Genomic DNA, 13,824 nt, shown 5'->3' with positions numbered 1-13,824 from the left:
GCCCGCCTGTAGTTATGCGAGCGGGTTCACTCGCATAGAAAAGGCTGATTTCACGATAAGAACCGATATAAATCGGACATTTTGCAAAGGCAACTCAGAGGTTATATGGCGGAAAAACAAGCGGAGCTTCAGCGCGGGCTGGAAGCCCGACACATCGAACTTATCGCCCTCGGCGGCACCATCGGCGTCGGTTTATTTATGGGCGCGGCCAGCACGCTTAAATGGGCCGGTCCTTCGGTGCTGCTGGCTTACATTATTGCCGGCCTGTTCGTGTTCTTTATTATGCGTTCCATGGGCGAAATGCTGTTCCTGGAGCCGGTGGCCGGCTCCTTTGCTGTTTACGCGCACCGCTACATGAGCCCCTTTTTCGGCTATCTCACCGCCTGGTCTTACTGGTTTATGTGGATGGCGGTGGGGATATCGGAAATTACCGCCATCGGGCTGTACGTTCAGTACTGGTTCCCGGACTTGCCACAGTGGCTGCCGGCGCTCATCGCCGTCGGGCTTGTGGCGCTGGCGAATCTGGCCGCGGTGCGGCTGTACGGTGAAATCGAATTTTGGTTTGCGATGATCAAGGTCACCACCATTATCGTGATGATTGTGGTTGGGCTGGGGGTGATCTTCTTCGGCTTTGGCAATCAGGGTCAGCCGATTGGCTTTGGCAACCTTACCGCCCACGGTGGCTTTTTTGCCGGCGGCTGGAAAGGTTTCCTGACCGCGCTGTGTATTGTGGTCGCCTCCTATCAGGGTGTGGAGCTGATTGGTATTACCGCAGGTGAAGCTAAAAATCCTCAGGTCACGCTGCGTAGCGCGGTTGGCAAGGTGCTGTGGCGCATTCTGATTTTCTACGTTGGCGCTATTTTCGTGATCGTGACTATCTTCCCCTGGAACCAGATTGGCAGTACGGGCAGCCCGTTTGTGCTGACCTTCGCAAAAATCGGTATTACGGCGGCGGCGGGAATTATCAACTTTGTGGTGCTGACAGCCGCGCTTTCCGGCTGTAACAGCGGCATGTATAGCTGCGGCCGCATGCTGTACGCCCTGGCGAAAAACCGTCAGCTGCCGGCTAAGATGACAAAAGTTTCCCGCAGCGGCGTGCCGGTGGCGGGCGTGGCCGTTTCGATAGTCATTTTGCTGCTGGGTTCGTGCCTGAACTACATCATCCCCAATCCTCAGCGCGTGTTTGTCTACGTTTATAGCGCAAGCGTGTTGCCGGGCATGGTGCCGTGGTTTGTGATCCTGATTAGCCAGCTGCGCTTCCGTAAGGCCCATCGCCAGGCGCTGGCCAGCCATCCGTTTAAGTCGATTATGTTCCCATGGGCCCAACTACCTGACGATGGCATTTCTGGTCTGCGTATTAGTCGGCATGGGTCTTAATGAAGAAACGCGTATGTCGCTGACGGTGGGAGCGGGATTTTTGCTGCTAGTAACGCTGGTTTATAAGGTTTTTGGCCTGCATAAGCCCCTGTCTTAGCAAAATATGAATGGATAAGCAGCAGACTGCACAAAGCGTAACCAAACGCGCATTTTATTGAAATAAGCACTAGACAGCTGAGCATGAAGCCCGTAATATCCGACCCCGCAACGGCGCTACGCGCCCGTAGCTCAGCTGGATAGAGCGCTGCCCTCCGGAGGCAGAGGTCTCAGGTTCGAATCCTGTCGGGCGCACCATTAAAAAAATGGCGCTGGAGCTGCGGTGGTAATAACATACCGCGTGAAAGATTTTACAGTGGTGGCTATAGCTCAGTTGGTAGAGCCCTGGATTGTGATTCCAGTTGTCGTGGGTTCGAGTCCCATTAGCCACCCCATTAATTTAGTGGTTATGATGCGAAGGTGGCGGAATTGGTAGACGCGCTAGCTTCAGGTGTTAGTGTTCTTACGGACGTGAGGGTTCAAGTCCCTCTCTTCGCACCAATCATCTAAGTTAAGTAAGATTGAGAAGTAAAAGCAGTATTTCGGCGAGTAGCGCAGCTTGGTAGCGCAACTGGTTTGGGACCAGTGGGTCGGAGGTTCGAATCCTCTCTCGCCGACCACATTCAAGAAAACCTGCTTCGGCAGGTTTTTTTACGTCTGTAGCTTACAGAGGATGAGAGCCTCCGAAGGAGGTTTGAGCCGAGCGCAGCGAGACAACGTTGCTTCAGCAACGGCCCGCAGGGGAATCATCCTCTCTCGCCGACCACATTCAAGAAAACCTGCTTCGGCAGGTTTTTTTACGTCTGTAGCTTACAGAGGATGAGAGCCTCCGAAGGAGGTTTGAGCCGAGCGCAGCGAGACAACGTTGCTTCAGCAACGGGCCCGCAGGGGAATCATCCTCTCTCGCCGACCATATTCAAGAAAACCTGCTTCGGCAGGTTTTTTTACGTCTGTAGCTTACAGAGGATGAGAACCTCCGAAGGAGGTTTGAGCCGAGCGCAGCGAGACAACGTTGCTCTGCCTGCTGTTCCAGTCCGTTCGTTCCCCGGTCGTTTTTAAAAAAGCCCCGCTTCGACTGGCTTTTTACGCCATAAGCTAAAGCAATAGATGTTGTTAACTGGCAACAATGCCATAAGCGTTGTCTCTTTTTGGAGACATTTAATTAATTGAAAATAAAAGAATATTAATTTTGCGTCTTTAAGTGTCTCCTGCTGGCGACAAGCGAGGCGGCAAGGCAATGGAAAAGCGTCTAAGATTAAAGTCTTATAATAATGCAATAACTACCTGAAATTGTAGGTATTGACCTACCAGCCAAATTCCTGATTCAAACCTGGCACGCTTCGTGCAATAATCTACCTGTAGATGCTCATTCCACTTCTTATGTTTGCTTCGGCTTCATAAACCCAGGAATGACGCAGAGCCGTTTACGGTGCTTATCGTCCACCGACAGATGTCGCCTCAGGCCCTCATCCGACACCATGGACATAACGTTGAGTGAAGCACCACTTAGTTGTCAAAAAGACCTGTTTTAACACCTGCCGATTGGCAGGTGTTTTTTTTTGCGTGGCGCGAAGGGAAAGGGCGAAAGAACTTCGCCCTGAGGGCTTACGGATTAGGATTGTTTTGCAGGGTCAGCAGTAGGCCATCGCGGCGCATCAGCGCAGCTTCTTCCGGCTGGTGCAGTCTGTCCAGCGAGTCGGCAAGCCAGGCATAATCAAAGGCATCAGGACGCTGCTTAATCGCCTCACGGAAAGCTTCGCTCGCCTGCTGCCATTCGCCGCGCTTCATCAATAGCTGGCCGAGCGTGCTGTACAGTAAGGGACGATCGCCCTGGGTTTTGATTTGCTGCCGCAGCGCCTTTTCCAGCTGTTCCGGATTGCCTGACTTCAGGCGCGGCATCAGCAGAATGAGGCGCTCGTCATACTGGCGTTTCAGACCGTCCAGCACGATTTCCTGCGCGGCTTCGTGATCCCCACATTCGATAAGATGCTCCGCCATCGCAACCTGCAGCGTCGTTTCATGACGCGTTTTGCGGCTCTGGTTGCGCCACCAGGTTTTCAGGCCATCGTTGCCCTGATCCGCCATGGCCTGATCCATCATCCCAATCCATGCCTGCTCCTGCACAGCCAGACGATGGGCTTCATCGCCGACCTGTACTTTATCCATAGCGGGCAGGATATCCAGCAAGGAACTCCATGCGCCTGTGCGCACGTATGCCTGTTCTGCAAGACGCAGCACCTCCGGATGACGAGGAGCGATTTCCAGCAGTTTATCCACGCCGTGACGGGCCGCGTGGTTTTCGTTGCGCGCAAGCTGCAGACGAACGCGGGTGATTTCTACCGGCAGCTGGTCGTTATCCGCCAGCTCCGCCGCCCGTTCCAGATGCTGGTTGGCGCGGATTTCATCACCGCGCTGCTGCGCCGCTTCGGCCGCCAGCAGGTAATTCACCACCGGCTGTTCGGCGTGATCGGCATTTTTCGCCATCAGCTTCTCAACCTGCTGATAATCACCTTCCGCCAGCTTCAGCAGCGCGGCTTTAGTTTGTTTACGCGCGCGGCTGCTTTTACGCCCCACGAACCAGCCGCGGGTACGTGCGCCGGTGCGGAAGATACGGCGCAGGATCCATTCGATCGCAAACAATACGATCATCGTCAGGATCAGCACGATCGCAAGGCCCGTGACGCTGGTTTCCACGTTATAGTTATCGGTCTGAATCAGCACGTAGCCCTGATGGCCCGCGAGCATCGGCCCAAGTACGATGCCGGCTATCAGCAACAGGAAAAGCAATAAGACTTTAATCATGCCTATTCTCCCTGACTTGCCGCAGGGGCCTGCGCAGGCGCGGCTTCAGCAGGCGCGGCGCTGGCGGCAGCGGACGGCTGAGCAAGCAAATTGCGCACGCGGGTCTGCATCAGTTTTTCCAGCAGCGGCTGGCTTTGCAGCGTTTGCGGGACGTCCATATTAATGCTTTGCTGGCCCAGCGCTTCTGACTCATCCAGAAACGCTTTGGTGGTGGCATCGTCGGTATCGTAATAAGCGCGAACCCAGGTAGAAACGTTTTCAAGAGACTGCTTGTAGGTTTCATCCTGATGGCGCGGCACGGCCTGAGCGGCGACCAGCAGGCGCGAGCGAATGTTCTCACGCAGATAGATATCCTGATTCGGCGCCAGCAGCGGCACCGCCGACTCATCGCGGCGGCGGATGGTAATGAAACTGTCCATAAAGTTATGCCAGCTTTTCACCAGATTCTGCCGCCACTCATGCACGGTGCTGGAAAGCTCGCTGCCGTCGGAATCCATCGGCGTATCGTCGCTGTCGTTGTCCGCAAGACGAAGGTTATCCACCTGATTGGAAAGCTGGTTTAGCTTCAGAATAATGCCGTCGTAATCCACCTGCGAGACTGCGGAAAGCGAGCTGATATCTTCAGTTAAGGCGCGACGGGCGGCAATCAGGCTTGGATCGTTCATATCCGCAAGGCTTGCGTCAGCGCTTTTTAACAACGCGGCGGCGGTGGTGACGTCCCCATCGCTCCAGAGCTTGCGTCCGGCTAATTTCACCAGGAAATCGGCCTGGGCCAGCAGCCAGGTTTTTGCATCGCTGCCCGAAATAGTGGCCACTTTTTGCTGCACTTCATCAAGCTGACGAGCCAGGTTTGCCTGTTGATGATTAGCCTCTTCAAGGGCGGCGGCCTGCTGCTTTATGGTATTTTCAAGCGCGGCCTTCTGCTGATCCTGCTGTTTTTGCAGCGCAGCGAGTTGGGTAGACAGCGCGTCATTGGTGGCGGTTTGCCTGGAAGCCTGATGTTTGCCGTAGCCGTACAGCCCGGCGCCCAACGCCAGGGCAATCGCGATGGCGATGGCGCCCAGAGCGATCCCTGCCACGCCGCTACGATTCTTCTGTGGGGGCTGTTCTGGTAGCGGTGTGCTTTCCACCGCGGGTTTGGTCTCTTCAACCATGGCGGAGGAAGTATTTTGTTCCGTCATTGTGGCGTCCCATATTGTTAGGTTTATCGTAACGCGCGGAGCAGCGCGTCATTGTCGGCGTTATCGGCGATCCGAATATCCTGCCAGCCCAAATCCCGGGCAAGGATCGCCAAACGCTCACTGACAACAACCAGTTGGCAGTGGAGTAACCAGTTATTGCGATACCACTGCGGAACCAGCGTATAAAGCTGCTGCAGCATTTCTCCGCTGGTTACCACGAGGGTGGTTATTCCCCGTTGGTGCCAGCGAAAAGCTTCTTCCGTTCCGTCATAAATTCTGGCATTGCGTTGATAACATTCGCAAAATTCTACTTTAGCGCCGCGGGCCGTAAGGATTTCGCCTAACAGCTCGCGCCCGCCGTTGCCACGTAGAATCAGCGCACGCTTACCGGTAATATTCTGTAATTCAGGTAATTGTAGCAAGACTTCGCTGGTTTCCCGATCTAACGGATAGCGAACGGGCAAATGGCTGACCGTATGAAATGCCAGCGCCGTCGTGCGTCCGATGGCGAACCAGCTCAGGCGCTTCGGCCAGCCGGCGCCGCTTTTATGAAGCAGCGGATTCGCGTACTGCACGACATGCTGAGATAAAATGAAAACCAGATCGTCGGCGCGGAGATCGGCAAGCAGGCCGGGCAGCTGTGCTAACTGCCTGCCGGGGGAGAATTCGATAAGAGGGAAACTGTACGCCACCTGTCCGAGCGCGCGCAAACGGCTCACTAACTCTTCCCCTGCGGGGGAGGGACGGGTGACAAGGATCGTCATGCGGGAGCGTCCCCATCATAAACGGCGGCCAGGATCTCACGCGCGCCATTATTCAGCAGCTCTTCGGCCAGTGAAACGCCCATCGTTTCCGCTTCCTGTGGTTTTCCACGACGTTCGCCGCGCACCATAAAGGAACCGTCCGGCGCGCCGACCAGCGCTCGTAGCCATAGCTCGCCGTTTTTCAGCTCTGCGTAGCTGCCGATTGGCACCTGACAACCGCCTTCAAGGCGCATATTCATGGCGCGCTCCGCGGCCACGCGAATTGCCGTTTCATCATGATTGAGCGGCGCGAGCAGCGCGCGGGTACGTTGGTCATCTGTGCGGCACTCGATCCCCACCGCGCCCTGGCCTACGGCCGGGAGTGAAATTTCGGCAGGAAGCGCGCAGCGAATGCGGGACTGCAGCCCAAGGCGATTTAACCCCGCTACGGCAAGAATGATGGCATCGTATTCGCCGTTATCAAGCTTGCCAAGGCGCGTGCCGACGTTGCCGCGCAGCGAGCGAATAATCAGATCCGGACGACGTTCGGCTATCTGACACTGGCGACGCAGGCTGGAGGTGCCGACGATGCTGCCCTCGGGCAAATCATCAAGGCTCGCATACTGATTAGAGACGAAGGCATCGCGCGGATCGTCGCGCTCGCAAATGGTCACCAGGCCCAAACCTTGCGGGAATTCGACCGGCACGTCTTTCATCGAATGCACGGCGATATCCGCCCGGCCCTCAAGCAAAGCCAGCTCTAACTCTTTGACAAACAGACCCTTTCCGCCGACCTTAGCCAGCGGCGTATCAAGGATCACATCGCCGCGCGTCACCATCGGCACCAGCTCAACGACGAGCTGCGGATGGTTCGCTTCCAGGCGCTGTTTAACATATTGTGCTTGCCAGAGAGCTAATGGACTTTGGCGAGTGGCAATTCTTAATACTTTGTCTAACATGCTTGTTACCGTAATTGTCGTCTGCGACCCATCCTACCACTCTTCACGGAAGGCTGTCAGTTTCAACGGTTTTTACGCAAAAGAGGGATGTGACTCGTATTATGGAATATAAAGCGGGTTACCGGTGACGAACTTTGTGCGTAGTGCAACTTTCTTTACGGTCAACCAGCAAGGTGTTAAATTGATCACGTTTCCAGCAATTGTTTGCCCGTTCGTTTATAATCATAAAGGCAACAATCAGGAAACGGGTTTTTTCGAAATACTGAAACCATCAGGCGATATGTCTTGTACCTCTATATTGAGACTCTTAAACAGAGACTGGATGCCATCAACCAACTGCGCGTAGATCGCGCGCTTGCTGCCATGGGGCCTGCTTTCCAACAGGTCTACAGTCTTCTGCCAACATTGTTACATTATCATCACCCGCTGATGCCAGGTTACCTTGAAGGTAACGTTCCCCACGGCATCTGCATCTACACGCCTGATGAAACCCAACGCCACTATCTCAACGAACTGGAACTGATGCGCGGCATGCCGCCGCAGGAAACCGCCGCAGGCGAGTTGCCGATCACCGGTTTGTATTCCATGGGCAGCACCTCTTCCGTCGGCCAAAGCTGTTCTTCAGACCTGGATATCTGGGTTTGCCACCAGGCGTGGCTTGATAGCGGCGAACGCCAGCTGTTGCAGCGTAAATGCAGCCTGCTGGAAAGCTGGGCGGCCTCGCTGGGTGTAGAGGTCAGCTTCTTCCTGATCGACGAAAACCGTTTCCGTCATAACGAAAGCGGCAGCCTCGGCGGCGAAGACTGCGGCTCCACTCAGCACATCCTGCTGCTGGACGAATTTTACCGCACCGCCGTGCGCCTGGCGGGTAAACGTATTCTGTGGAATATGGTGCCGGGCGATGAAGAAGAGCACTATGACGACTACGTTATGTCGCTCTATGCGCAGGGCGTGCTGACGCCAAACGAATGGCTGGATCTCGGCGGATTGAGCTCGCTCTCCGCTGAAGAATACTTCGGCGCCAGCCTGTGGCAGCTCTATAAAAGCATCGATTCCCCGTACAAAGCGGTGCTAAAAACCCTGCTGCTGGAAGCCTATTCCTGGGAATATCCGAACGCCCGCCTGCTGGCGAAAGACATCAAACAGCGCCTGCACGACGGCGAGATCGTCTCCTTTGGTCTCGATCCTTACTGCATGATGCTGGAGCGCGTAACCCACTATCTGACGCAAATCGAAGATACCGCACGCCTGGATCTGGTGCGCCGCTGCTTTTACCTGAAAGTGTGCGAAAAACTCTCACGCGAGCGGGCCTGCGTCGGCTGGCGTCGCGAAGTCCTGAGCCAGCTGGTGAAGGACTGGGGCTGGGACGAAGCGCGGCTGGCGATGCTTGATAACCGCGCTAACTGGAAGATCGACCAGGTGCGCGATGCGCACAACGAACTGCTGGATGCGATGATGCAAAGCTATCGCAACCTGATTCGCTTCGCGCGCCGCAATAACCTCAGCGTCAGCGCCAGCCCGCAGGATATCGGGGTGTTGACCCGTAAACTGTATGCGGCCTTCGAAGCGCTGCCGGGTAAAGTCACCCTGGTGAACCCGCAGATTTCGCCGGACCTTTCCGAGTCGAACCTAACCTTTATTCATGTGCCGCCGGGCCGCGCCAACCGTTCTGGCTGGTATCTCTATAACCGCGCGCCGAACATGGATTCCATCGTCAGCCATCAACCGCTGGAATATAACCGTTATCTTAATAAGCTGGTGGCGTGGGCCTACTTTAACGGCCTGCTGACTTCACGCACCCGCCTGTTTATTAAGGGCAACGGTATCTGCGATCTGCCTAAGCTGCAGGAAATGGTGGCGGACGTTTCCCATCACTTCCCGCTGCGCCTGCCTGCGCCGACGCCGAAAGCGCTCTACAGCCCGTGCGAAATTCGCCATCTGGCGATTATCGTCAACCTGGAGTATGACCCGACGGCGGCGTTCCGCAACCAGGTGGTCCATTTCGACTTCCGCAAGCTGGACGTATTCAGCTTCGGGCAGCAGCAGCAGTGCCTGGTCGGCAGCGTCGACCTGCTTTACCGCAACTCGTGGAACGAAGTGCGTACCCTGCATTTCAACGGCGAACAGGCGATGATTGAAGCGCTGAAAACCATCCTTGGCAAAATGCACCAGGACGCGGCGCCGCCGGATAGCGTAGAAGTCTTCTGCTACAGCCAGCATTTACGCGGCCTGATTCGTACCCGCGTGCAGCAGCTGGTTTCCGAATGTATTGAATTCCGCTTATCCAGCACCCGTCAGGAACCCGGACGCTTCAAAGCGCTGCGCGTGTCCGGACAGACGTGGGGACTGTTCTTTGAGCGCCTGAGCGTCTCGGTACAGAAGCTGGAAAATGCGGTGGAGTTTTATGGGGCGATATCCCATAACAAACTGCACGGCCTGTCTGTGCAGGTGGAAACCAATCAGGTGCAGCTGCCGCCGGTGGTGGACGGGTTTGCCAGCGAAGGGATTATTCAATTCTTCTTTGAAGAAACCCACGAAGAGCAGGGCTTCAATATCTATATCCTTGACGAGAGCAACCGGGCAGAGGTGTATCACCACTGCGAAGGCAGCAAAGAGGATCTGGTGCGCGACGTCAGCCGCTTCTACTCGTCATCCCACGACCGTTTCACCTACGGCTCAAGCTTCATCAACTTCAACCTGCCGCAGTTCTATCAGATTGTGAAGGTGGAAGGGCGCATGCAGGTTATACCGTTCCGCAACCAAAGCCTGCTGCCCGCGGCGCCGGCGAATCATGACGATAGCGCGACGCCGCTGCTGCAGCAGTATCAGTAGCTAGCTAAAGCTCACCGGCTCGCCCGCCTGCTGGGTGCAGGCCTCTTCCAGCAGCTGCCAGAACTCAGCGCCGCTGCGATCGCAAATCCACGCATCCCCTTTCAGGTCAAAGTGATATCCGCCGCTTTTGGTCGCCAGCCACACCTGATGCAGCGGCTCCTGACGATTGATAATGATTTTGCTGCCGTTTTCAAAACTCAGCGTCAGCACGCCGCCGTTGATCTCGCAGTCGATATCCGTGTCGCCGTCCCAGCGGTCCAGGCGTTCTTCGATTGTCATCCACAGGCCGTCGGCCAGCTGATGAAATTCACTGTCGTTCATCTCTTCTTCCCGGTTGGTCTTCTTCACGGCAGTATAAAAGCAACCTTCCTCAATAGAAAAGAGTATTGCTTTTCAGGGTTCACCTGCGATGATAGACGACAGAATATTGAATCACAGGCATCGCAATAATGAAGAAAATTTTCTGCCCGCTGGCGGTAACGCTTGCGCTGTTTAGCCTGACAGGCTGCGGCCTGAAAGGGCCACTCTATTTTCCACCCGCTGACGGTAAAACCAAACCGGCAACGCAAAGCACCGCGCCTCAACCGCAGACGCAGTCAACCACGCCGGACCGCAACGATCGCGGCACGGACGATGCGCCGACTCAGGTGATCTACTAGACAATAAGAGATAAGTAACCGCGGAAATGGAGCAGAAGATGCAGTTCTCTAAAATGCATGGCCTCGGTAATGACTTTATGGTCGTCGACGCGGTGACACAGAACGTCTATTTCTCCCCTGAGCTGATCCGCCGTTTATCGGATCGTCATCTCGGCGTGGGTTTCGATCAGCTGCTGGTGGTTGAGCCGCCCTACGATCCCGATCTCGATTTCCACTACCGCATCTTCAATGCCGACGGCAGCGAAGTTTCGCAGTGCGGTAACGGCGCGCGCTGTTTTGCCCGCTTTGTGCGCCTGAAAGGGCTGACCAACAAGCGTGATATCCGCGTAAGCACGGCGAACGGCCGCATGGTGCTCAGCGTAACCGACGATGAGCTGGTGCGTGTGAACATGGGCGAGCCGAATTTCGAACCTTCGGAGGTGCCGTTCCGCGCCAACAAAGCGGAAAAAACCTATATTATGCGCGCGGCCCGAGCAGACGATTATGTGCGGCGTCGTGTCGATGGGAAACCCGCACTGCGTGATTCAGGTGGACGACGTGACCACCGCCGCCGTTGAAACCTTAGGCCCGGTAATGGAAAGCCATGAGCGCTTCCCGGAGCGGGCGAACATCGGCTTTATGCAGGTCGTCAACCGTGAGCACATCCGCCTGCGCGTATTTGAGCGCGGCGCGGGGGAAACACAAGCTTGCGGCAGCGGCGCCTGTGGCGCCGTCGCCGTTGGGATTCAACAGGGTTTACTGGCCGAGCAGGTGCGCGTAGAGCTGCCCGGCGGCCGCCTTGATATCGCCTGGAAAGGGCCGGGAAATCCGCTGTTTATGACCGGTCCGGCGGCCCATGTTTATGATGGATTCATACATCTATGAAGAACGCCGAGGAACAGCAAGAAGCCGTACTGGAGCTGGATGATAACGCCGTGGCGGAGTATCTGCTGCGTCATCCCGACTTCTTTATCCGTAACGCCCAGCACGTAGAGCAGATGCAGGTGCCGCATCCGGTACGCGGCACCGTGTCGCTGGTTGAGTGGCATATGGCCCGCAGCCGCAACCACATCAACCTTCTTGAAGAGAACATGACCCTGCTGATGGAGCAGGCGAGCGCCAACGAGGGGCTGTTCTACCGGCTGCTGAAATTACAAGGCCGCCTTGCTTCTGCCACCAGCCTGCAGGAGATGCTCAATCGCCTGCATCGCTGGGCGCGGGAAATGGGGCTGGCGGGTGCGAACGTACGTCTTTTTGCCGACCGCTGGCGTATCGGCGCCCCTTCTGATTTCACCCACCTTGGGCTTAACCGCCAGGCGTTCGAGCCGCTGCGTATTCAGCGGCTGGGCGATAGCCAGCATTATCTGGGGCCGCTTAACGGACCGGAGCTGCTGGTGGTGCTTCCCCAGGCGAAAGCGATTGGCTCGGTGGCGATGTCGCTGATGGGCAACGATGCCGATCTCGGCGTGCTGCTCTTTAGCAGCCGTGACGCGCAGCATTACCATGAAGGGCAGGGAACGCAGCTGCTGCACGAGCTGGCGCTGATGCTGCCGGATTTGCTGGAGCGCTGGATTGAACGCGTATGACCGCCTCGCCCCTGCGGGCCGTCGGTCGACGGCTTTCTGAGATACCTGAAGGTTGAGCGCCAGCTCAGCCCTTTAACCCTGCTGAACTACGGCCGCCAGCTTGAAACCATCATCCATCTGCTTGATGAGATGGGGTTGAAGGCCTGGCAGCAGTGCGATGCGGCAGGCGTACGTTCTCTGGCGGTTCGTAGCCGCAAAGCAGGGCTTGGGCCTTCAAGCCTCGCGCTGCGCCTTTCCGCGTTACGCAGTTTCTTCGACTGGCAGGTCAGCCAGGGCGAGCTGAAAGCCAATCCCGCAAAAGGAATCTCCGCTCCGAAAGCGGGCCGCCATCTGCCGAAAAATATCGATGTGGACGATGTTAATCGCCTGCTGGATATCGATCTTAACGATCCCCTCGCCGTACGCGATCGCGCTATGCTTGAAGTGATGTATGGCGCAGGCCTGCGTCTTTCGGAGCTGGTGAATCTGGACTGCGGCCATGTGGATCTTTCCACCGGTGAAGTATGGGTGATGGGTAAAGGCAGCAAAGAACGTCGCGTACCTGTGGGTAAATCCGCCGTGGTTTGGGTTGAGCACTGGCTCGACCTGCGCGAGCTTTTTGGGCCGGACGACGACGCGCTGTTTTTGTCGAAGCAGGGCAAGCGTATCTCCGCCCGCAACGTACAAAAGCGCTTTAGCGAGTGGGGCATCAAGCAGGGACTCAACAGCCACGTCCATCCGCATAAACTCCGCCACTCTTTTGCCACGCATATGCTGGAATCGAGCGGCGATCTGCGCGGCGTGCAGGAGCTGCTTGGCCATGCGAACCTGTCCACCACGCAAATCTACACCCACTTAGACTTTCAACATTTAGCCTCGGTGTACGATGCCGCACATCCGCGCGCTAAACGGGGGAAATCGTAATGCATTTTTATCGCCCGCTTGGGCCAGTCGCCGCGCTCACTTTCGATCTCGACGACACGCTGTATGACAACCGCCCGGTAATCGAACGTACCGAGCTGGAATCGCTGAGCTTCGTGCAGAATTACCATCCGAGCCTTAGCGCCATAACAAAACCAGACTTTATGCGCCTGCGCCAGGCGATTCGTCTGGCAGAGCCGGACATTTACCACGACGTCACGGAGTGGCGTCGCCGTGCCGTTGAGCAGGCCATGTTAGAGGCGGGGTTAACCGCAGAAGAGGCTGCGGCGGGCGCCACTGCTTCGATGGCGAATTTCGCCAAATGGCGTAGCCGTATCGACGTGCCGCAGGAAACCCACGATACGCTGGCAAAGCTTGCGCAAAAATGGCCGCTGGTGGCGATCACCAACGGTAACGCGCAGCCGCATCTGTTCGGGCTGGATAAGTATTTTAAATTTGTTCTGCGCGCAGGGCCCCCACGGGCGCTCTAAGCCGTTTAACGACATGTATCACCTGGCGGCAGAAAAGCTCGGCGTACCGCTTGAACACATCCTGCACGTGGGCGACGATCTCACTACCGACGTGGCGGGCGCGGTACGCTGTGGGATGCAGGCATGCTGGATTAACCTGCGCGACGGTGACCTGATGCAGATCGACGATAGCCGCTTATTGCCGCATCTCGAAATTTCGCGGTTGGCATCCCTCACCGCGCTGATATAATCATCAATAACTCTGTATAAAATTCCAGGGGTTTCCCCTGCGGTTGCTGG

8 protein-coding genes, 4 tRNA genes, 2 other RNA genes and 4 pseudogenes are annotated in these 13,824 nt (G+C 56.3%); 13 read left to right on the top strand and 5 right to left on the bottom strand.

Annotated elements, in window-relative coordinates; translation table 11 throughout:
- Positions 1–105: 105 nt before the first annotated feature.
- From thrP to WLO32_RS19605, 7 genes and pseudogenes are all read left to right on the top strand, one after another.
- A pseudogene (gene thrP, locus WLO32_RS19635) lies at positions 106–1,474 on the top strand (bifunctional threonine/serine APC transporter ThrP).
- A 120-nt stretch (positions 1,475–1,594) separates the two neighbouring features.
- Positions 1,595–1,671: transfer RNA gene (locus tag WLO32_RS19630), tRNA-Arg, on the top strand.
- Between the two features lie 61 nt (positions 1,672–1,732).
- A tRNA-His gene (locus WLO32_RS19625) sits at positions 1,733–1,808 on the top strand.
- Between the two features lie 19 nt (positions 1,809–1,827).
- A tRNA-Leu gene (locus tag WLO32_RS19620) sits at positions 1,828–1,914 on the top strand.
- Positions 1,915–1,956: 42 nt separating this feature from the next.
- A tRNA-Pro gene (locus tag WLO32_RS19615) sits at positions 1,957–2,033 on the top strand.
- Between the two features lie 32 nt (positions 2,034–2,065).
- Positions 2,066–2,179, top strand: a non-coding RNA gene (locus WLO32_RS19610) — RtT sRNA.
- Positions 2,180–2,211: 32 nt separating this feature from the next.
- A non-coding RNA gene (locus tag WLO32_RS19605) (RtT sRNA) lies at positions 2,212–2,326 on the top strand.
- A gap of 692 nt (positions 2,327–3,018) precedes the next feature.
- Here WLO32_RS19605 and hemY read toward each other — a convergent pair.
- Genes hemY through hemC form a run of 4 tightly spaced genes read right to left on the bottom strand, consistent with a single transcriptional unit; the run spans position 3,019 to position 7,098 of the window.
- Positions 3,019–4,215 (bottom strand): protoheme IX biogenesis protein HemY, encoded by a 1,197-nt coding sequence (gene hemY, locus WLO32_RS19600; protein ID WP_435946627.1) that lies wholly within the window; start codon positions 4,213–4,215, stop codon positions 3,019–3,021.
- A 2-nt stretch (positions 4,216–4,217) separates the two neighbouring features.
- Positions 4,218–5,396, bottom strand: coding sequence for a uroporphyrinogen-III C-methyltransferase (gene hemX / locus WLO32_RS19595; RefSeq protein WP_435946626.1), 1,179 nt, complete (start codon positions 5,394–5,396; stop codon positions 4,218–4,220).
- Positions 5,397–5,419: 23 nt separating this feature from the next.
- On the bottom strand, positions 5,420–6,160 hold the full coding sequence (hemD, locus tag WLO32_RS19590) for a uroporphyrinogen-III synthase (RefSeq protein ID WP_435946625.1): 741 nt from the start codon (positions 6,158–6,160) through the stop codon (positions 5,420–5,422).
- Complete coding sequence (gene hemC, locus WLO32_RS19585) at positions 6,157–7,098, bottom strand: hydroxymethylbilane synthase (protein ID WP_435946624.1); 942 nt, start codon at positions 7,096–7,098, stop codon at positions 6,157–6,159. The genes hemD and hemC overlap by 4 nt, the downstream gene beginning before the upstream one ends.
- A gap of 285 nt (positions 7,099–7,383) precedes the next feature.
- Between hemC and cyaA the strand changes: the two genes are divergently transcribed.
- Positions 7,384–9,930 carry a class I adenylate cyclase gene (gene cyaA, locus WLO32_RS19580; RefSeq protein ID WP_435946623.1) on the top strand — a complete coding sequence of 849 codons (2,547 nt, stop codon included), beginning with the start codon at positions 7,384–7,386 and terminating at the stop codon, positions 9,928–9,930.
- Here the strand turns inward: cyaA and cyaY are convergent, their stop codons facing one another.
- Entirely contained in the window at positions 9,931–10,251 is a 321-nt protein-coding gene (cyaY, locus tag WLO32_RS19575) for an iron donor protein CyaY (protein WP_435946622.1), read from the bottom strand.
- A 128-nt stretch (positions 10,252–10,379) separates the two neighbouring features.
- Between cyaY and lptM the strand changes: the two genes are divergently transcribed.
- From lptM to yigB, 5 genes and pseudogenes are all read left to right on the top strand, one after another.
- Positions 10,380–10,589: an LPS translocon maturation chaperone LptM gene (lptM, locus tag WLO32_RS19570; protein WP_435946621.1), complete on the top strand. Its 210-nt coding sequence runs from the start codon at positions 10,380–10,382 to the stop codon at positions 10,587–10,589.
- Positions 10,590–10,627: 38 nt separating this feature from the next.
- Positions 10,628–11,453, top strand: a pseudogene (gene dapF, locus WLO32_RS19565) (diaminopimelate epimerase).
- Positions 11,450–12,154 carry a DUF484 domain-containing protein gene (locus tag WLO32_RS19560; protein WP_435946620.1) on the top strand — a complete coding sequence of 235 codons (705 nt, stop codon included), beginning with the start codon at positions 11,450–11,452 and terminating at the stop codon, positions 12,152–12,154. Before dapF ends, WLO32_RS19560 begins: the two are co-directional and overlap by 4 nt.
- A pseudogene (gene xerC, locus WLO32_RS19555) lies at positions 12,151–13,057 on the top strand (tyrosine recombinase XerC). The gene WLO32_RS19560 and the pseudogene xerC overlap by 4 nt, the downstream one beginning before the upstream one ends.
- Positions 13,057–13,774, top strand: a pseudogene (gene yigB / locus WLO32_RS19550) (5-amino-6-(5-phospho-D-ribitylamino)uracil phosphatase YigB). Before xerC ends, yigB begins: the two co-directional pseudogenes overlap by 1 nt.
- The last annotated feature ends 50 nt before the right edge of the window (positions 13,775–13,824 follow it).

The organism is Dryocola mayonis (assembly GCF_051307045.1).
Classification (GTDB): domain Bacteria; phylum Pseudomonadota; class Gammaproteobacteria; order Enterobacterales; family Enterobacteriaceae; genus Dryocola.
The sequence above is the reverse complement of the archived record's forward strand: the minus strand, read 5'-3'. Positions and strand labels throughout refer to the sequence as shown.

Bases quoted from the DNA above. Each gene is read 5' to 3' on its own strand.
- hemC (WP_435946624.1), bottom strand. From the start codon at position 7,098: ATGTTAGACAAAGTATTAAGAATTGCCACTCGCCAAAGTCCATTAGCT.
- WLO32_RS19560 (WP_435946620.1), top strand. From the start codon at position 11,450: ATGAAGAACGCCGAGGAACAGCAAGAAGCCGTACTGGAGCTGGATGAT.
- hemY (WP_435946627.1), bottom strand. From the start codon at position 4,215: ATGATTAAAGTCTTATTGCTTTTCCTGTTGCTGATAGCCGGCATCGTA.
- hemD (WP_435946625.1), bottom strand. From the start codon at position 6,160: ATGACGATCCTTGTCACCCGTCCCTCCCCCGCAGGGGAAGAGTTAGTG.
- lptM (WP_435946621.1), top strand. From the start codon at position 10,380: ATGAAGAAAATTTTCTGCCCGCTGGCGGTAACGCTTGCGCTGTTTAGC.
- hemX (WP_435946626.1), bottom strand. From the start codon at position 5,396: ATGACGGAACAAAATACTTCCTCCGCCATGGTTGAAGAGACCAAACCC.
- cyaY (WP_435946622.1), bottom strand. From the start codon at position 10,251: ATGAACGACAGTGAATTTCATCAGCTGGCCGACGGCCTGTGGATGACA.